The sequence below is a fragment of the Streptococcus mitis genome (assembly GCF_905187495.1).
GTDB lineage: Bacteria > Bacillota > Bacilli > Lactobacillales > Streptococcaceae > Streptococcus > Streptococcus mitis_CU.
Window position 1 is genome coordinate 26,186 of the sequence record NZ_CAJJIB010000151.1, and the last position, 19,173, is coordinate 45,358.

At 39.1% G+C, this 19,173-nt stretch carries 14 protein-coding genes, 1 tRNA gene and 1 riboswitch; of the genes, 11 read left to right on the forward strand and 4 right to left on the reverse strand.

From position 1 onward, the window contains the following. Nucleotides 1–112 precede the first annotated feature (112 nt). The 6 genes from ccdA2 (at nucleotide 113) to JQ843_RS06370 (ending at nucleotide 10,969) form a co-directional block, all read left to right on the forward strand. On the forward strand, nucleotides 113–820 hold the full coding sequence (gene ccdA2, locus JQ843_RS06345; protein ID WP_203213179.1) for a thiol-disulfide oxidoreductase-associated membrane protein CcdA2: 708 nt from the start codon (nucleotides 113–115) through the stop codon (nucleotides 818–820). A 10-nt stretch (nucleotides 821–830) separates the two neighbouring features. Then, entirely contained in the window at nucleotides 831–1,397 is a 567-nt protein-coding gene (gene sdbB, locus JQ843_RS06350) for a thiol-disulfide oxidoreductase-associated lipoprotein SdbB (RefSeq protein ID WP_203213180.1), read from the forward strand. Nucleotides 1,398–1,519: 122 nt separating this feature from the next. Further along, a complete protein-coding gene (locus tag JQ843_RS06355; RefSeq protein WP_203213181.1) occupies nucleotides 1,520–2,911 on the forward strand; it encodes an APC family permease in 1,392 nt (463 codons plus the stop codon). A 251-nt stretch (nucleotides 2,912–3,162) separates the two neighbouring features. Further along, on the forward strand, nucleotides 3,163–4,080 hold the full coding sequence (gene adcAII, locus JQ843_RS06360) for a zinc-binding lipoprotein AdcAII (protein ID WP_203213182.1): 918 nt from the start codon (nucleotides 3,163–3,165) through the stop codon (nucleotides 4,078–4,080). Between the two features lie 7 nt (nucleotides 4,081–4,087). Next, on the forward strand, nucleotides 4,088–7,213 hold the full coding sequence (locus tag JQ843_RS06365; RefSeq protein WP_203213183.1) for a pneumococcal-type histidine triad protein: 3,126 nt from the start codon (nucleotides 4,088–4,090) through the stop codon (nucleotides 7,211–7,213). A 210-nt stretch (nucleotides 7,214–7,423) separates the two neighbouring features. Then, entirely contained in the window at nucleotides 7,424–10,969 is a 3,546-nt protein-coding gene (locus JQ843_RS06370) for a pneumococcal-type histidine triad protein (protein WP_203213184.1), read from the forward strand. A 35-nt stretch (nucleotides 10,970–11,004) separates the two neighbouring features. On the opposite strand, the gene pepT is transcribed toward JQ843_RS06370, so the two are convergent. Beyond that, nucleotides 11,005–12,228: a peptidase T gene (gene pepT / locus JQ843_RS06375; RefSeq protein ID WP_203213185.1), complete on the reverse strand. Its 1,224-nt coding sequence runs from the start codon at nucleotides 12,226–12,228 to the stop codon at nucleotides 11,005–11,007. Nucleotides 12,229–12,381: 153 nt separating this feature from the next. On the opposite strand from pepT, the gene hemH reads away from it, so the two are divergent. Next, nucleotides 12,382–13,476: a ferrochelatase gene (hemH, locus tag JQ843_RS06380; RefSeq protein WP_203213186.1), complete on the forward strand. Its 1,095-nt coding sequence runs from the start codon at nucleotides 12,382–12,384 to the stop codon at nucleotides 13,474–13,476. A gap of 41 nt (nucleotides 13,477–13,517) precedes the next feature. On the opposite strand, the gene mscL is transcribed toward hemH, so the two are convergent. Together mscL and JQ843_RS06390 are read right to left on the reverse strand one after the other, a co-directional pair. After that, nucleotides 13,518–13,895: a large conductance mechanosensitive channel protein MscL gene (gene mscL / locus JQ843_RS06385; protein ID WP_004262437.1), complete on the reverse strand. Its 378-nt coding sequence runs from the start codon at nucleotides 13,893–13,895 to the stop codon at nucleotides 13,518–13,520. Between the two features lie 85 nt (nucleotides 13,896–13,980). Beyond that, nucleotides 13,981–14,412: a GtrA family protein gene (locus JQ843_RS06390; protein ID WP_203213187.1), complete on the reverse strand. Its 432-nt coding sequence runs from the start codon at nucleotides 14,410–14,412 to the stop codon at nucleotides 13,981–13,983. A gap of 28 nt (nucleotides 14,413–14,440) precedes the next feature. After that, nucleotides 14,441–14,537, forward strand: a riboswitch (PreQ1 riboswitch). Between JQ843_RS06390 and JQ843_RS06395 the strand changes: the two genes are divergently transcribed. The 4 genes from JQ843_RS06395 to dapA all read left to right on the forward strand — a co-directional run bounded on the left by JQ843_RS06395 (nucleotide 14,535) and on the right by dapA (nucleotide 17,640). Continuing rightward, entirely contained in the window at nucleotides 14,535–15,044 is a 510-nt protein-coding gene (locus JQ843_RS06395; RefSeq protein WP_033681817.1) for a QueT transporter family protein, read from the forward strand. (Overlaps the previous riboswitch by 3 nt.) Before the next feature lie 99 nt (nucleotides 15,045–15,143). Continuing rightward, nucleotides 15,144–15,216: transfer RNA gene (locus JQ843_RS06400), tRNA-Thr, on the forward strand. A 355-nt stretch (nucleotides 15,217–15,571) separates the two neighbouring features. Next, nucleotides 15,572–16,648 (forward strand): aspartate-semialdehyde dehydrogenase, encoded by a 1,077-nt coding sequence (locus JQ843_RS06405; RefSeq protein WP_203213188.1) that lies wholly within the window; start codon nucleotides 15,572–15,574, stop codon nucleotides 16,646–16,648. A gap of 56 nt (nucleotides 16,649–16,704) precedes the next feature. Further along, nucleotides 16,705–17,640, forward strand: coding sequence for a 4-hydroxy-tetrahydrodipicolinate synthase (dapA, locus tag JQ843_RS06410; protein WP_078228398.1), 936 nt, complete (start codon nucleotides 16,705–16,707; stop codon nucleotides 17,638–17,640). Nucleotides 17,641–17,685: 45 nt separating this feature from the next. On the opposite strand, the gene mnmE is transcribed toward dapA, so the two are convergent. Further along, nucleotides 17,686–19,059, reverse strand: a complete 1,374-nt coding sequence (gene mnmE, locus JQ843_RS06415; RefSeq protein WP_203213189.1) for a tRNA uridine-5-carboxymethylaminomethyl(34) synthesis GTPase MnmE — start codon at nucleotides 19,057–19,059, stop codon at nucleotides 17,686–17,688. Nucleotides 19,060–19,173: the final 114 nt, after the last annotated feature.

Below are 19,173 nucleotides of genomic sequence, written 5' to 3' on the forward strand. Positions count from 1 at the left end.
TACCGGAAAATATTTCAAGTACAGACTAATTCAAATTGCGTAGCAGAAATCATACAAATGAAATTGATTATAGTAAAATAGGATTAGAATTATTAAGAAAGTTGGTTTTTTATTGGAAACGATAGTATTTTCAATCTCCGTTTTTTTAGCAGGGATCTTGTCCTTCTTTTCCCCTTGCATTTTTCCTCTGTTACCTGTTTATACTGGAATTTTGCTGGATGATCAGGAAAGTGCAAAAAGCTTTTCTTTATTTGGTAGAAAAGTTGCCTGGTCTGGCTTGATTCGAACTCTTTGCTTTATCGCAGGTATCTCTCTCATTTTCTTTATTTTAGGCTTTGGTGCTGGTTACTTTGGTAATATTCTCTATGCCAATTGGTTTCGCTATACCATGGGAACAATTATTATCATTTTAGGCCTTCACCAGATGGAAATTTTTCATTTTAAGAAATTAGAGGTTCAAAAAAGCTTTACTTTTAAGAAATCAGAAGCCAATCGTTATTGGTCAGCCTTTTTACTCGGTATTACCTTTAGCTTTGGTTGGACGCCTTGTATTGGTCCAGTTTTAAGTTCTGTTTTAGCGCTTGCGGCTTCTGGAGGCAATGGTGCTTGGCAAGGAGCGATCTATACCTTAATTTACACTCTGGGGATGGCCATTCCTTTCTTGGTCTTGGCTCTAGCTTCAGGAATAGTGATGCCTTATTTTGGCAAAATCAAGCGCCATATGATGCTACTGAAGAAAATTGGTGGTTTGCTCATTATTTTAATGGGAATTTTGTTACTATTAGGACAAGTAAATGTTCTAGCTGGAATTTTTGAATAAAGGAGAAAAGATGAAAAAACTAATGTTTGCTGGCTTAAGCCTCTTGTCACTAGTTGTATTGATGGCTTGTGGTGAGGAAGAGACTAAAAAGACTCAAGCACCAGAACAATCCCCAAAACAACAGCAACAAACGCCTGTACAACAAATTGCTGTTGGAAAAGAGGCTCCAGACTTTACCTTGCAATCCATGGATGGCAAAGAAGTCAAGTTATCTGATTATAAGGGGAAAAAAGTCTATTTGAAGTTTTGGGCTTCATGGTGTGGTCCATGTAAGAAAAGTATGCCCGAGTTGATGGAATTGGCTGCAAAATCAGATCGCGATTTTGAAATTCTTAGTGTCATTGCACCAGGAATTCAAGGTGAAAAAACTGTCGAGCAATTCCCACAATGGTTCCAAGAACAAGGATATAAAGATATCCCAGTACTTTATGATACCAAAGCAACAACGTTCCAAGCTTATCAAATTCGAAGCATTCCTACAGAATACCTAATTGATAGTCAAGGAAAGATTGGAAAGATTCAATTTGGTGTTATCAGCAATGCGGATGCAGAAGCAGCTTTTAAAGAAATGAACTAGAATAGATAAAAATCTGATTACAAGAGAGTAGTCAGATTTTTTTAGAAAATTATTTTATAAATATTCACAAATGTCCTATATTTATGGTAAAATAGAATCATCATTTTATTTTGGAGAAAAAGATGAATATATTTAGAACCAAAAATGTTAGTTTAGATAAAACGGAGATGCACAGGCATTTGAAGTTATGGGATTTGATTTTGCTGGGTATCGGAGCCATGGTAGGGACAGGTGTCTTTACAATTACAGGTACTGCAGCTGCAACGCTTGCTGGTCCAGCACTAGTGATTTCAATAGTCATTTCTGCCTTGTGTGTGGGATTATCAGCCCTCTTTTTTGCAGAATTTGCTTCGCGGGTACCCGCTACAGGTGGTGCCTACAGTTATCTCTATGCTATTTTAGGAGAATTCCCTGCCTGGTTGGCTGGTTGGTTAACCATGATGGAGTTCATGACAGCCATATCAGGCGTAGCTTCGGGTTGGGCAGCTTATTTTAAAGGATTGCTTTCTCAATACGGGATAGCCCTTCCTCAGGCTTTAAATGGAACCTTTAATCCTCAAGCAGGGACCTTCGTTGATTTATTGCCTATTCTTGTCTTGGTCTTGGTGACCTCACTTGTTTTACTCAATGCTAAAGCAGCCTTACGCTTTAATTCTATTCTAGTTATTTTGAAATTTTCCGCTTTAGCTCTCTTTGTTTTAGTAGGAATTTGGAATATTAAGCTTGATAATTGGAGCAATTTTGCTCCTTATGGTTTTGGACAAATCTATGGTGCTAGTACTGGTATTATGGCTGGTGCGTCCTTAATGTTCTTTGGATTTTTAGGCTTCGAATCCATCTCTATGGCTGTAGATGAGGTCAAGACTCCTCAAAAAAATATTCCTAGAGGGATTGTCTTATCGCTTTCTATCGTAACTATTCTCTATGCCTTGGTGACGCTTGTCTTGACTGGTGTGGTCCATTATAGCCATCTAAATGTCGACGATGCCGTTGCCTTTGCTCTTCGTAGCGTTGGGATTAGTTGGGCAGCCAACTATGTGTCATTAGTGGCTATCTTGACCTTGATTACAGTTTGTATTTCGATGACCTATGCCCTATCACGTATGATTTACAGTTTAGCGCGTGACGGATTGATGCCTGCCGCCTTTAAAGAACTAACGAAGACTAGCAAGGTACCAAAGAATGCTACTATCTTGACAGGTCTAGCTTCAGCAGTAGCTGCAGGAATGTTCCCACTAGCCAGTATCGCAGCCTTCTTAAACATTTGTACCTTGGCCTACTTGATTATGCTTGCTTACGGCTTGATTCGCTTACGGAGAGAAAAGGGGATGCCCAAAGCTGGAGAATTTAAAACACCACTGGTACCATTATTACCGATTTTATCAATCATCATTTGTTTATCCTTTATGTTGCAGTATAATATGGAAACCTGGATTGCTTTCCTAGTTGCATTGTTGATAGGAAGTATCATTTACTTTACTTATGGTTATAAGCATTCTACCATAGAAGAATAATACTCTTCGAAAATCTCTTCAAACCACGTCAGCTTCGCCTTGCCGTACTCAAGTACTGAGCCTGCGGCTAGCTTCCTAATTTACTCTTTGATTTTCATTGAGTATATAAAGTGAGAATCTGTTGAGTTGTTAAAACTCAGCAGATTTTTATATGTGAAAGAAATTTCAAATTTTTTCTAAAAATATCTTGACAGATTAAATTTTTAGGAGTAGAATGTTTACCAGTTAATTAAATAGTTAAGGGGTTGTTTATGAAGAAACAAAGTTTATTTTTAGTATTGTTAAGTGTTTTCCTTTTGTGTTTAGCTGCTTGTGGTCAAAAGGAAAGCCATACAGGGAAAGGGATGAAAATTGTGACCAGTTTTTATCCTATCTATGCTATGGTCAAGGAAGTTTCTGGTGACTTAAATGATGTTCGGATGATTCAGTCAAGTAGTGGCATTCACTCTTTTGAACCTTCGGCAAATGATATCGCAGCCATTTATGACGCGGATGTCTTTGTTTACCATTCGCATACACTTGAATCTTGGGCAGGAAGTCTGGATCCCAATCTAAAAAAATCCAAAGTGAAGGTTTTAGAGGCTTCAGAGGGAATGACTTTAGACCGAGTCCCAGGGCTAGAAGATGTGGAAGCAGGGGATGGAGTTGATGAAAAAACGCTCTATGACCCTCACACTTGGCTAGATCCTGAAAAAGCTGGTGAAGAAGCTCAGATTATCGCTGATAAACTTTCAGAGGTGGATAGTGAGCATAAAGAAACTTATCAAAAAAATGCGCAAGACTTTATCAAAAAAGCTCAAGAATTGACTAAGAAATTCCAGCCTAAATTTGAAAAAGCGACTCAGAAAACCTTTGTAACACAACATACAGCCTTTTCTTATCTAGCGAAGCGATTTGGACTCAATCAACTTGGTATTGCAGGTATCTCTCCTGAACAAGAACCAAGTCCAAGACAACTAACAGAAATTCAGGAATTTGTTAAGACCTATAAGGTTAAAACGATTTTTACAGAAAGTAACGCTTCTTCAAAAGTAGCTGAAACTCTTGTCAAATCAACAGGTGTGGGGCTTAAAACTCTGAATCCTTTAGAGGCAGACCCACAAAATGACAAGACTTACCTAGAAAATCTAGAAGAAAATATGAGTGTTCTAGCAGAAGAATTGAAATGAGGAGATTATGAAAATCAATAAAAAATATCTAGCAGGTTCAGTGGCAGTTCTTGCCCTAAGTGTTTGTTCCTATGAACTTGGTCGTTACCAAGCTGGTCAAGTTAAGAAAGATTCTAATCGAGTAGCTTATATAGATGGTGATCAGGCTGGTCAAAAGGCAGAGAACTTGACACCAGATGAAGTTAGTAAGAGAGAGGGAATCAACGCAGAACAAATCGTTATCAAGATTACGGATCAAGGTTATGTGACCTCCCATGGAGATCATTATCATTACTATAATGGCAAGGTTCCTTATGACGCTATTATCAGTGAAGAACTGCTGATGAAAGATCCGAATTATCAGTTGAAGGATTCAGATATTGTTAATGAAATCAAGGGTGGCTATGTGATTAAGGTAGAAGGGAAATACTATGTTTACCTTAAAGATGCGGCTCATGCAGACAATATTCGGACAAAAGAAGAGATTAAACGTCAGAAGCAGGAACACAGTAGTAATCACGGGGATGCCTCTAACGATCAGGCAGTTGTTGCAGCCAGAGCTCAAGGTCGCTATACAACGGATGATGGGTATATCTTTAATGCATCTGATATCATAGAAGACACGGGTGATGCCTATATCGTTCCTCATGGTAATCATTTCCACTATATTCCTAAGAGTGACTTGTCTGCCAGTGAATTAGCTGCAGCTCGAGCCTTCTTATCTGGAAAGGGTGGCCAATTAAGTACGGTTGAATATCGTTCAAGCAGAGCTGAGACAAGATCTAGTGTGAGAACGAGTCAATCTGAGACACCTCAAAATCCAGCAACAGATTCTGAAAGTCAAAGTGAGGATTTAGCTAGTCTCCTTCAAGAATTATACGCTTTGCCACTTAGCCAACGTCATGTGGAGTCTGATGGATTAGTATTTGACCCAGCACAGATTACAAAACGTACAGCAAATGGTGTGGCGGTTCCTCACGGGGATCACTTCCATTTCATTCCTTATTCACAAATGTCTGCTTTGGAAGAAAAATTGGCTCGAAATCTGCCAATTGGAGGTCAGCCAATTCAAAGTTATACTGATAATCCGAAACAAAGCAGTTCTGAGAAACCAAGTTCAACACCAAGTTCAACCATTAAACCAAACTTTAATCTCAATACGCAGGCACCGAATCGAGGAACTGGAGGTGCCTATACAACGGATGATGGATATGTCTTTAGTCCGACAGATGTGATTGAAGATACAGGTGACGCTTTTGTTGTACCGCACGGCAATCATTTCCACTATATTCCGAAGAGTGATTTGTCAGCAGGAGAATTGGCTGCAGCCCAAGCCTATTGGAATGGGAAGCAGGGCTCACATTCTGCCACAAGTTCAAGTAAACCAAGTAGTGATAATGCTAAACCAGCCCAACCAAGTTTGACAGAGACTCCAAACCTGACTGTCACCCCAACATATCATCAAAATCAAGGGGAAGATATCCCAACACTTTTAAGTGAATTGTATGCCAAACCTTTATCAGAACGCCATGTGGAATCGGATGGCTTAGTCTTTGATCCGGCACAAATCATCAAACGTACAGCTAATGGTGTCGCTGTGCCTCACGGAGACCATTATCACTTTATTCCTTATTCACAAATGTCCCCTTTGGAAGAAAAATTAGCTCGTATGATAGCTGTCAAGGGACAAAATGGCAATGTTTTGCCAAGCGTCACTCCACTGAAGCCAGCGCCTACTACCAAACCTCAAGCGCCAGCGGAAAATAAAACGACTGAATTTGATGTCAACCAGGTTGTTAGAAAAGTTGGCGACGGATATATTATAGAGGATAAGGGCGTTAGTCGTTATGTTCTTGCTAAAGATTTGGCCAAGGATAAGATTGATACTATTGAAAATCTCTTGTCTAAGAAAACTCAAGAGACACATGCGCTAGTTGCGAAGAAAGAAAATGTCGCTCCTCGTGACCAAGAATTTTATGATAAAGCATATAATTTATTGGCCAAGGCTCATAAAGCCTTATCTGAAAATAAAGGTCGCGTTTCTGATTTCCAAGCCTTAGACAAATTAGCGGAACGCTTGAACGATGAATCTTCTAATAAAGGAAAATTGGTAGATGATTTATTGTCATTCTTAGCACCAATTACCCATCCAGAACGTCTCGGAAAACCAAATGCTCAAATTGCTTATACAGATGTTGAAATTAAATTAGCGAAATTAGCAGGTAAGTATACAACAGAAGATGGGTATATCTTTGACATTCGTGATATTACCAGTGATGAGGGAGATGCTTATGTAACTCCGCATATGACCCATAGTCATTGGATTAAGAAAGAGAGCTTGTCTGAAGCTGAAAGAGTAGCAGCCCAGGCTTATGCTAAAGAGAAAGGTTTGACACCTCCTTCAACAGAGAATCAGGGTTCAGGAGATACTGAGGTTAAAGGAGTAGAAGCAATCTATAATAAAGTGAAGGCGGCTAAGAAGGTCCCACTTGATCATATTCCTTACAATCTACAACATACTGTTGAAGTTAAAAATGGTAGCTTAATTATACCTCATTACGACCATTACCATAACATTAAATTTGGTTGGTTTGACGAAGGACTCTATGAGGCACCTAAGGGTTATAGCCTTGAGGATCTCTTTGCAACTGTAAAATACTATGTAGAACATCCAGACGAACGTCCTCACTCAGATAATGGTTGGGGAAATGCCAGCGACCATGTTCGTAAAAATAAGGCAGACAAAGACAGTAAATCTGATGAAGATAAGAAACATGATGAAGTAAGTGAACCAACTCGCCCTGAATCTGATGAAAAAGAGAATCACGCAGGTTTAAATCCTTCAGCAGATAATCTTTATAAACCAAGCACTGATACGGAAGAGACAGAGGAAGAAGCTGAAGATACTACAGATGAGGCTAAAGTTCCTCAAGTAGAGACTGAAAAAGTAGAAGCCAAACTCAAAGAAGTAGAAGCTCTACTTGATACAGTAACCGATGCTAGTTTGAAAGACAATGTGGCAGAGAGTCTAGCTGGTTTACGAAATAATTTGAACCTCCAAACTATGGATAATAATGGTATCATGGCAGAAGCAGAGAAACTACTTGCTTTGTTAAAAGGTAGTGAGTCAGTTACGACGAAACCAGAAGCATAAGTTTATCCTATTAAATCAAAATGATGTAAGAGTCAGTAGCAATACTGGCTTTTATTTTTTAAAATGTAATAAAAATCTTGACAGATAAGCTTAAAAAAGGTAAACTATTTACTGGTTAATTAATTGGTTAAATAACCAGTTTAGGAAAAACTGTTTAACCGAGAAAAAGAAGTTAAGAAAAGCTTCATCATTTATTGAAATGAGGGATTTATGAAATTCAGTAAAAAGTATATTGCAGCTGGATCAGCTGTTATCGTATCCTTGAGTCTTTGCGCCTATGCACTGAACCAGCATCGCTCGCAGGAAAATAAGGACAATAATCGTGTTTCTTATGTGGATGGCAGCCAGTCAAGTCAGAAAAGTGAAAACTTGACACCAGATCAGGTTAGCCAGAAAGAAGGAATTCAGGCTGAGCAAATTGTCATTAAGATTACAGATCAGGGCTATGTGACGTCACACGGTGATCACTATCATTACTATAATGGGAAAGTTCCTTATGATGCCCTCTTTAGTGAAGAACTTTTGATGAAGGATCCACACTATCAACTTAAAGATGGAGATATTGTCAATGAGGTCAAGGGTGGCTATATCATCAAAGTCGATGGAAAATATTATGTCTACCTAAAAGATGTTTCTCATGCTGATAATGTTCGAACCAAGGATGAAATCAATCGCCAAAAACAAGAACATGTCAAAGATAATGAGAAGGTCAGCTCTGATGTTGCTGTAGCAAGGTCTCAGGGACGCTATACGACAGATGATGGTTATGTCTTTAATCCAGCTGATATTATCGAAGATACTGGTGATGCTTATATCGTTCCTCACGGAGGACACTATCACTACATTCCAAAAAGTGATTTGTCTGCTAGTGAATTAGCAGCCGCTAAAGCTCATCTGGCTGGTAAAAATACGCAACCGAGCCAGTTAAGCTATTCTTCAGCAGTTAGTGACAATAACACGCAATCTGTAGCACAAGGCTCAACTAGCAAGCTAGAAAGCAAAGTTGAAAATCTCCAAAGTTTATTGAAAGAACTCTACGATTCACCTAGCGACAAACGTTACAGTGAATCAGATGGTCTGGTCTTTGACCCTGCTAAGATTATCAGTCGTACACCAAATGGAGTTGCGATTCCGCATGGTGACCATTATCACTTTATTCCTTACAGCAAGCTCTCTCCTTTAGAAGAAAAGATTGCTAGAATGGTGCCTATCGGTGGAACTGGTTCTACAGTTTCTACAAATGAAAAACCTCATGAAGTAGCGTCTAGTCTAGCAAGTCTTCCAAGTAATCCATCTATATTGAATAATGCTTCTTCAACATTAAATAAGGAAATTCCTTCAACATCTGATGGTTATATCTTTAATCCTAAAGATATTGTCGAAGAAACTGCTACAGCTTATATTGTAAGACATGGTGATCATTTCCATTACATTCCTAAGTCGAATCAAATTGGTCAACCGACTCTTCCAAACAATGGTCTAACAACACCTTCGCCATCTCTTCCAGTCAATCCTGGTGTTTCACATGAGGAACATGAAGAAGATGGGCACGGCTTTGATGCCAATCGTATTATTGCTGAAGATGAAGCGGGATTTATCATGAGTCACGGCGACCATAATCATTACTTCTTCAAGAAGGATTTGACTGCTGATCAAATCAAGGCAGCGCAAGACCACTTGAAAGGGACAAATACAGCAACACCAAATCCAGCTCATGATGACGATCACGATGAAGATCATCATGGACACCATCATGATGAAGACCATGATCACGGTTTTGATGCTAATCGTGTCATCAGTGAGGATGAGCAAGGTTTTGTCATGAGTCACGGAGACCATAATCATTACTTCTTCAAGAAGGATTTGACAGCAGAGCAAATTAAGGCTGCACAAGACCATTTGAAAACACATCATGATGCAGAGCCTGTAAAACCTCTTGCTAAAACGGTAGAGTCTTTCTCAAGAGATGCTAGCGATGAAGAAAAGATTGCTTATATTTCGAAGACATACGGCGTTCCACTTGAAGCGATTAGAATTTCAAACGGATTCTTTGTTTTTGGAAATCCAGACCAAGCCTACGATCCAACTCATATCCACCCATATGCTGTTCGTAAGGAACATGTTCGTTTGCCACTCCAAACTGGCAATCCAGAACTTGATTTCCTAAACGAACTCTACACGACTGCTTTGAGAGATGGCGTGTCTCCGTATAGCTTACAGGTAGAAAATGGTAGTTTTGTGATTCCTCATGGCGACCACAATCACTACATCAAGGTTCAAACTAAGGGATATGAAGTGGCTTTGAAAAACAAGATTCCAGCCCTACAATCCAATTATCAACCTGGAGCTTTTGATGAGAAGGCAGTCTTGGAAAAAGTGGATCAACTTCTAGCTGATAGCAGAAGTATCTACAAAGACAAGCCTATCGAACAAAGACAGATTGAGTTAGCTTTAGGTCAGTTTACTGAAAACATGAAGAAACTGGCAACTAACTCTACAGCAGGTTATCTTGCAACCCTTGATCTCTTTGATAAGCAATATCTCCATATTGATGAAAGTGTCAAACCTACTGAAACAAGCGCTCTAGATAAGAAATACCAAGCCTTGATTGATAAAATCAATACACTAGATACAGACTCTTATGGACTTCCTAAGAAAGACCTTCTCGTTCGACTTCAAGAAGCTAAATTGGCAAAAGATGAGGCTGGTTTAGCAGCGGTTGAATCACAACTTCAAGCTCTTCAAGACTTTAATGACCGAACAGGTGTTACAACAGTGGAATACATCAAGTATTTCTACGAACACGTAAATGACGGTCGTTTAAATGATGAACTTCGGAACAAAGTAGCTCAGTTGACTTGGACCTTGTATCAATCTCAATCCTTCCTAAAGGCAGCAGAATTGAACAAATTATTCCCAAGTATCTATCAGGCAAAACAAGAAGTGGAAGAAGCTTTGAAAGCTGAGCCAACCACTGCTAAATCGACGAAAACAGTTCTAGATACTGAAAAAGTAGATAACCAAACTGCCAAGACAGCTATTTATGGCTTCTTGAAAGAATTGTACGGAGACTTTATGCCTGAAGAACATGTGAATCATGTTAACAAGGAGCAAGTAGAAAGTCTCTTGAACAAGGCAAATCAACTCTTGGAACAAATCCAAGAAGAAGGTATCAGACAATCCTTGGCAGAAGAAGTAGAAAATCTCAAAGCTGCTACAAATAAGGATGATGCTGACTTGGATGAAGTAAACAGTCAGGTAAAAGATGTCTTGACTCGTATCGCTAGCGCCCTTCAACAAGAGAAGGAAAATGCAGAGCAAGATCCTCAGACACTTGTACTTTATCAAAAACTCTACGATATTCTCATGTCGCTTCACGCATATTTAGAAAACAATAAGGGTTCTGATGAAGACTTTGATAAGGTGGATGCATTACTAGATCAACTATCTGCTAAGAGTAAAGATAAAGCTGCTTTACTTGAATTGACAAAAGCTATCCTAGTTTTGAATCAAGAAATCAAGTCAAAATCAAGCGCAAGTGAAGAAGCAAGTCCAGCAACAAATACTGAAGCAAATACTGATAAGACCAGTCCCGAAACTGAAACATCAGTAGCCGCAGAATCTAATAGTGAAACTGCAAGCGACGAAAACAAAGCAAGCAACACAACAGATTCTAAACCTGCTGAATCATCTTCAGAAAAGGAATCAACAGAATCTACAACAAGTACTGGAAATCAAGAAAAACCAGCAGAATAAAAAGAAAGGCGAAGTAGCTAAGCTACCTCGTCTTTTTAGTCTTCATAAGCTACGATACCAATGATGGTATCAACTGCACGTTCCATAGTCTGAAGGCTGACGTATTCAAAACGTCCATGCATATTTTCTCCTCCCGCAAAGATATTAGGAGTTGGGATTCCCATAAAGGAAATCTTAGAGCCGTCTGTCCCTCCACGAATTGGTTCGATAATAGGAGTAATACCCAAATCTTCCATAACGGCTTTGGCAATGGTAATTGGAGTCATATCTTTTTCAATGACTTCTTTCATATTGTAGTACTGGTCTGTCAAGTTTAGGGTGACACGGTCGCTACCAAGTTCTTGATTCATCTTATCAGCGATAGACTGCAAAGCTGCTTTACGCGCTTCAAAGGCATCTTTTTCAAAATCACGAATGATGTAACTTGCACGCGCCTCTTCGACACTACCTGTCACATCCATTAGATGGTAGAAACCTTGGTAACCTTCTGTTAACTCAGGTCTGTCATTCTCTGGAAGTTGATTATGAAAATCAATTGCTAGCTGAAGAGCGTTGACCATCTGACCTTTGGCAGTACCAGGGTGAACATTGCGCCCTTGGAAATGCAATTCAGCTCCAGCTGCTGAGAATGTCTCGTACTGAAGCTCACCTAGTGGCCCACCATCAACTGTGTAGGCAAAATCAACATCAAAATCTTCTGCATCAAATTGATTAGCACCAACACCGATTTCCTCATCTGGACCAAAACCAACACGAATCTCACAGTGTTTGATTTCAGGATGAGTAGTCAGATATTCAATAGCTGTCATAATTTCAGCAATACCTGACTTGTCATCAGCTCCTAGTAAGGTTGTTCCATCTGTTGTGATGAGTGTTTGTCCTGGATATTTTTCAAGACTCTTAAAGTCTGCTGGATCGAGTTTGAAACCAGAATTTCCAAGTTCAATCAAACCACCATCGTAGTTTTCAATCACCTGAGGATTAACTCCTTCGGCATTAAAATCAGCAGTATCCATGTGAGAGATGAAGCCAATCTTACGTGTTAAAGATGGATCATTGGCTGGCAAGGTTCCAATAGCAAAACCATTTGGTAGATAATAAACATTTTGTAATCCAACACGTTTCATTTCAGGAATTAGGACATTTGTCGCAAAGTCAACCTGACTCTGTGTACTTGGAGTAGTAGTAGAGTGTTCATCAGAGCGCGTGTTGACCTTAACATAGGTTAGGAATCGGTCCAAGAGATTGGGATAAGTCATAAAAAACTCCTTTTGAATTCATTTTTTCCATTGTATCATAGAAAAGAGAGAAAAACAAAAGACAGAAGTTCGGGAAATTCACTATGTTGGCGTTTACTTATTATTGAATAAATGATAAAATAAACTTGATAAAAATATCACAAGGAAGCGATTATGAAAAAAGCAATTTTAATGATGACTTTCGGTTCGCCAGAAGAGATTACCTTTGAAGGTGTGGCTGATTTTTTCACAAATATTCGTCGCGGAGTGAGACCTCAAGACCACGAGATTCAAACACTCTATGATAATTATGTACTTATTGGAGGTACGCCTCTGCAAAGAATTACCCGTGAAGAGGTTGCCTTAGTAGAAGCTAGGCTGGGGAATGAGTATAGTGTTTATTTTGCTAATAAGTTTTCTAGACCCTTTATTCCAGATGTGATAAGTCAGATGGAAGCAGACGGAATCGAGCAGTGTATTTGCTTGATTTTGGAGCCTCATTATTCTTTTTACTCTGTCATGGGATACGAGAAATTTTTAGAAAGCAAGCAAATTCAATTTTTAGTTATTAAGGATTGGTATCAAGAAGAAGCGCTCTTAAACTATTGGGCAGATGAAATTGCTAAGATTTTAAAAGAAGAAGTAAAGCAGGATAGCTTTAAAGTCATCTTTTCAGCTCACAGTGTCCCCATTTTTGCCTTGGATTTTGGTGATCCTTATATCGATCAAATTTTTGAAAATAGCAAGCTAGTCGCTGAAAAACTAGGTTTGAGTTCTGAGCAATATACTAACACTTGGCAAAGTGAAAGTGATATTGGGATTCCATGGATTAAGCCAGATGTCTTGGAGTATCTTAGAGAGCAGAAAGAACATCCAGACCATTATATTTTTGTTCCTATCAGCTTCATCAGCGAGCATATTGAAGTCTTGTTTGACAACGATGTGGAATGTTATGACTTGTGTCAGGAATTTGGGGTGAACTATCATCGTCCGCCAATGCCAAATACAGATTCTCGTTTGATTGATGCCTTGGTCAATACAGTCAGAGCCAATGAACATCAAGAATTTAAGGAATTTCTCCCAGAAGAAGAAACCTTTGATGAGTTAGTTCCTTCAGATGAGACTAAAAATATTTTGGCTGAATCTGAAGATTTACAAATGCCAGAATTTGTGAAAAAACTGATTGAGAAAAAAGGTCGGGAAAATGTTAAGATGCCATATCTTATCAAAAAAATGCTTGAGAAAGCAGGCAAGTTACCGAAAGAGTAAAGAAAAAAGGATTTAGCTTTGTGCTAAATCCTTTTAATCGATTATTTTTTCTCAAGAAGGGCTTTGATTTCTTGAAGTACTTCCAACTCAGTTGGACCAGCTGGAGCTTCCTCAGCAGCTTCTTTCTTAGTAAGACTTTGAGCTTTTTCAATACCTTTGATTACAAAGAAGAGAACAGTACCGATAACTAGGAAGTTGATAACAGCGCTCAAGAATTTACCATATGTAACACCATTCCAAGCAAGCTCAGCGATATTTTGTACTTTCGCAGCTTCCAAGGCTGGATTCAAAATAAGTGGAGTGATGATATCGTTAACAAGTGATGTAACGATTGCACCAAAAGCAGAGGCAATGATCACACCGACAGCAAGGTCAACAACATTACCACGAAGCAAAAATGCTTTAAGATCTTTTAACATTTTCATAATTACCTTTCAAAAAATTTTTACACTTAATTATATATTAATTAAGAAGTTCTTGCAAGCTATATGTTTAAAATTTTTCTTATTTTTTAAAAATAAATACCTTACTAAAAATGTAATTGAGGATAATTATTAAGAATTGTGCAATAACTGTTTCAATACTATTCACCTTATTAATATTATAATTTACAAATTGCCCGATAATATTAGGAAACTGAGTTACAAAGAGAAAAGCTAAAAACAAGTCTAAAAGAAAAGTAGAAAGACGTGCTATAGTAAATTTTACTAAACGAATTGACCAATTATCTCTAGCTTGCTTAAAGACAAGCCTATCATTTGTAATAAATGCAAATAGGATACCGATACTATTTGCTAGTCCAGTAGCAAGGAGTTCTCTATGAGTTAGTTGATAAATGACTAATCTGGATAGGATAGAAACAAGAGTAGTGGCTATTCCAAAAAAGAGATAGAGTAAAAGCTCATTTTTCACGAGACTTTGAATACGTTTTTTCATGTTTTTAGTATAGCATAAAGCAGTCTATTGTGCTATACTAGTAAGGTTGATTCAATCAACCCTTGGTGCTTAGCTTCTTTCACCAAGCATATTACACGCGGGTAACCGCCAAAGGAGAAAAGATGAAAAAATTAACTATTCGTGATGTTGCAGATATTGCAATTGTTGCTGCTATCTATGTCGTTTTGACTGTCACACCACCCCTAAACGCCATTAGCTACGGTGCTTATCAGTTCCGTATTTCAGAAATGATGAACTTTATGGCTTTTTACAATCCCAAGTACATCATCGGAGTTACCATTGGCTGTATGATTGCTAATTTCTTTAGCTTCGGACTGCTAGATGTCTTTGTTGGTGGTGGATCAACCTTGGTATTCCTCAGTCTAGGTGTTTGGCTTTTTGCAAAATACAGCAAGGATTATCTCTTTAACGGATTGATTCGAAAAGATCATTTCTTCTTTTCAATCCTCTTTTCAATTTCCATGTTCACCATCGCTGCCGAGTTGAATATCGTAGCGCAATTACCATTTTTCCTTACTTGGTTTACAACAGGAATTGGTGAATTTGCCTCATTAATTGTTGGAGCGATTATTATCGGTAAAATTGGTCGTCGAATCGATTTAAGCAAATAGAAGAAGATAAGCTAGGCAACTCTGACCTGGCTTTTTCTTATGCAAAATTTCTAAGGAAACTTGACAAGTTTTTCTAACTATAGTATACTTTTTAAGTAAGCTGATTTAGCTCAGTTGGCAGAGCGCATCCATGGTAAGGATGAGGTCGCCGGTTCAATCCCGGCAATTAGCATGAAATAGACAGAAATAGCCTTGGAAAGCCAAGGTTTTTCTTATGCACCTGTGTAAATGAAACTAAAGAGTTTCGTCTGTTGACAAAATTGATTGTCTTTAGTAGAATAGTAGATGCGATGAGTCGATAGGTAGTCTTCGAACTACTATTGAGCATAAGGAGGTCATAACGCAGGAGCGGACCTTGATGAGTTGTGTGAACCTGCTCATCACATGAAGATGCCTCTTAGTCCCTAGTCAAACGACTGGGGATTTTTATTTTCCAAAAAATGATGAAAAAGCTTTGCAATTCATGGAAAAAGTAGTATAATACATCTATTATAGAAATTTTTAGAAAATTCCGAAAGAGGTTATTTATGGGATATACAGTTGCTGTAGTTGGCGCGACAGGTGCTGTCGGAGCTCAGATGATAAAAATGTTGGAAGAATCAACACTTCCAATCGATAAAATTCGTTTACTTGCTTCTGCACGTTCAGCGGGCAAGACTTTGAAATTTAAAGGTCAAGATATTACGATTGAAGAAACGACTGAAACAGCTTTTGAGGGAGTTGACATTGCTCTCTTTTCAGCAGGTGGTTCTACGTCAGCTAAGTATGCACCATACGCAGTGAAAGCTGGAGCGGTAGTAGTAGATAATACATCTTACTTCCGTCAAAATCCAGATGTTCCTTTGGTTGTTCCAGAGGTCAATGCTCATGCACTTGATGCTCACAACGGAATCATTGCCTGCCCTAACTGTTCAACAATTCAAATGATGGTGGCTCTTGAGCCAGTTCGTCAAAAATGGGGATTGGATCGTATCATTGTTTCAACTTACCAAGCCGTTTCAGGTGCTGGTATGGGAGCAATTCTTGAGACACAACGTGAACTTCGTGAAGTCTTGAATGATGGTGTAAAACCACGTGATTTGCATGCTGAAATCTTGCCTTCAGGTGGTGATAAGAAACATTATCCTATTGCCTTTAATGCTCTTCCACAAATCGATGTCTTCACTGACAATGATTACACTTACGAAGAGATGAAGATGACTAAGGAAACCAAGAAAATTATGGAAGATGACAGTATTGCAGTATCTGCAACATGTGTACGTATTCCAGTCTTGTCAGCTCACTCTGAGTCTGTTTACATCGAAACAAAAGAAGTGGCTCCAATCGAAGAAGTAAAAGCAGCTATCTCAGCCTTCCCAGGTGCTGTTCTTGAAGATGATGTAGCTCATCAAATTTATCCTCAAGCCATCAATGCCGTGGGTTCACGTGATACCTTTGTTGGTCGTATCCGTAAAGACTTGGATGCAGAAAAAGGAATTCACATGTGGGTTGTTTCAGATAACCTTCTCAAAGGTGCTGCTTGGAACTCAGTTCAGATTGCAGAAACTCTTCACGAACGTGGATTGGTTCGTCCAACAGCTGAATTGAAATTTGAATTAAAATAGTCATATTGTTTAGGAGTTCAGATGAACTCCTTCTTTGAAATAGAGAGGTGTTTCTCATGTCTTATCAAGATTTAAAAGAGTGTAAAATCATCACAGCCTTTATTACTCCCTTCCATGAGGATGGTTCCATCAACTTTGACGCTATTCCAGCCTTGATTGAGCATTTATTGAGCCATCATACGGATGGAATTCTTCTCGCAGGGACGACAGCTGAGAGTCCAACTTTGACTCACGATGAAGAATTGGAGCTATTTGCAGCTGTACAGAAGATTGTCAATGGACGTGTACCTTTGATTGCGGGTGTAGGTACTAATGATACGCGTGACTCTATTGAGTTTGTCAAAGAAGTAGCGGAATTTGGCGGTTTTGCTGCTGGACTTGCTATTGTTCCTTACTACAACAAACCTTCTCAAGAAGGAATGTATCAGCATTTTAAGGCCATTGCAGATGCTTCTGACCTACCAATTATTATCTATAACATTCCAGGGCGTGTAGTTGTAGAATTAACTCCAGAAACCATGCTTCGTTTGGCTGACCATCCAAATATTATTGGTGTCAAAGAATGTACTAGCTTGGCTAATATGGCTTACTTGATTGAGCACAAACCAGAAGAGTTCTTGGTCTATACTGGTGAGGATGGAGATGCTTTCCATGCCATGAACCTTGGTGCGGATGGGGTTATTTCTGTTGCCTCTCATACAAATGGGGATGAGATGCACGAGATGTTCACTGCAATTGCAGAAAGCGATATGAAAAAAGCCGCAGCTATTCAGCGTAAATTCATTCCTAAGGTCAATGCCCTCTTCTCTTATCCAAGTCCTGCTCCTGTTAAGGCGGTTCTTAACTACATGGGATTTGAAGCTGGACCAACTCGTCTACCTCTAGTTCCAGCACAAGAAGAAGATGCCAAACGAATTGTCAAGGTTGTCGTAGATGGCGACTACGAAGCAACCAAGGCAACTGTAACAGGGGTCTTAAGACCAGATTACTAATAAAGACAATAAAATCCATGACCGCAACAACGATCATGGATTTTTCTATTTTCCTAAACAGAATTGACTAAAGAGTTGGGTAATAAGTTCATCAGGAGCAGCATCTCCAGTGATTTCTCCGAGGATTTCCCAAGTACGAGTCAAATCAACTTGAAGCAAATCAACAGGCATCCCCAGTTCAAGACCTTCATTAACAGCTTGTAGGCTTTCTACTGCCTTTTCAATTAGAGAAATGTGACGGGCATTTGACAAGTAAGTAGCATCTTGTTCAACCAAACCAGCGTTTTCAAAGAAGAGGTTGTTAATTCTCTCTTCAATCTTATCAATGTTTTGATTTTTAAGGACTGAAATACGGATGACATCTTCTGGAAGTTCTGAAGCTTCAATTGCTTCAGGAAGATCAGTTTTATTAAGAAGAATAATACGGTTTGTATCTTGGCTAATTTCAAGAAGTTGTCTGTCTTGAGCAGTCAGTGGTTCGCTAGCGTTTAGCACTAGTAGAACTAGGTCAGCTTCCTTGAGGGCTTTTTTTGAACGCTCAACTCCGATTTGTTCCACGATGTCATCCGTTTCACGAATACCAGCTGTGTCAATCAATTTTAGTGGAACACCGTTGATGTTGACGTATTCTTCGATGACATCTCGAGTTGTACCAGCAATATCGGTTACGATTGCCTTGTCTTCACGCAAGAGGTTGTTGAGAAGGCTTGATTTCCCAACGTTAGGACGTCCGATGATAGCAGTTGAAATTCCTTCACGGAGGATTTTGCCACGACGGGCTGTCCTAAGGAGATTGGTTAGTAATTGTTCAAACTCCATTGTCTTCTCACGGACAACAGCAGTAGTCGCTTCTTCAACATCGTCATACTCAGGATAGTCAATATTCACCTCGACTTGGGCAAGTGTATTGAGGATTTCTTGACGGGTATTATAGATAAGATCAGAAAGGGAACCATCTAATTGTTTGACCGCAATGTTCATGGCCTTGTCTGTCTTGGCACGGATGATATCCATCACTGCCTCAGCTTGAGTCAAGTCCACACGACCGTTTAGAAAGGCACGTTTAGTAAATTCACCAGGTTCTGCCAATCGAGCTCCTTCACGGATAGCTAACTGGAGAATCTCATTGGTCACCGCAATACCACCGTGGGTATTAATCTCGATAATATCCTCACGAGTGAAGGTCTTTGGAGACTTCATAGCCCCAACCATGACTTCGTCCATGACTTTTCCTGTCTGAGGATCAACGATGTGACCGTAGTTAAGGGTATGGCTAGCAACCTTACTCAAGTCTTTTCCTTTAAAAATCTTTTGCGCAATAGCAAAACTTTCTGTTCCGCTCAGGCGGACAATACCAATAGCCCCTTCACCTAGTGGAGTAGAGATAGCAGCGATGGTATCAAATTCACGTGTAATCATAATGTTTCCTTTAATAAATAGCTCTTTTCTTGGAAATTTTTCCAAGTCTCTTTTCAAATTGTAACAAATTTGGACTATTTCTTCAATGGATGCTACTTGGAGATTGAAAAAGCC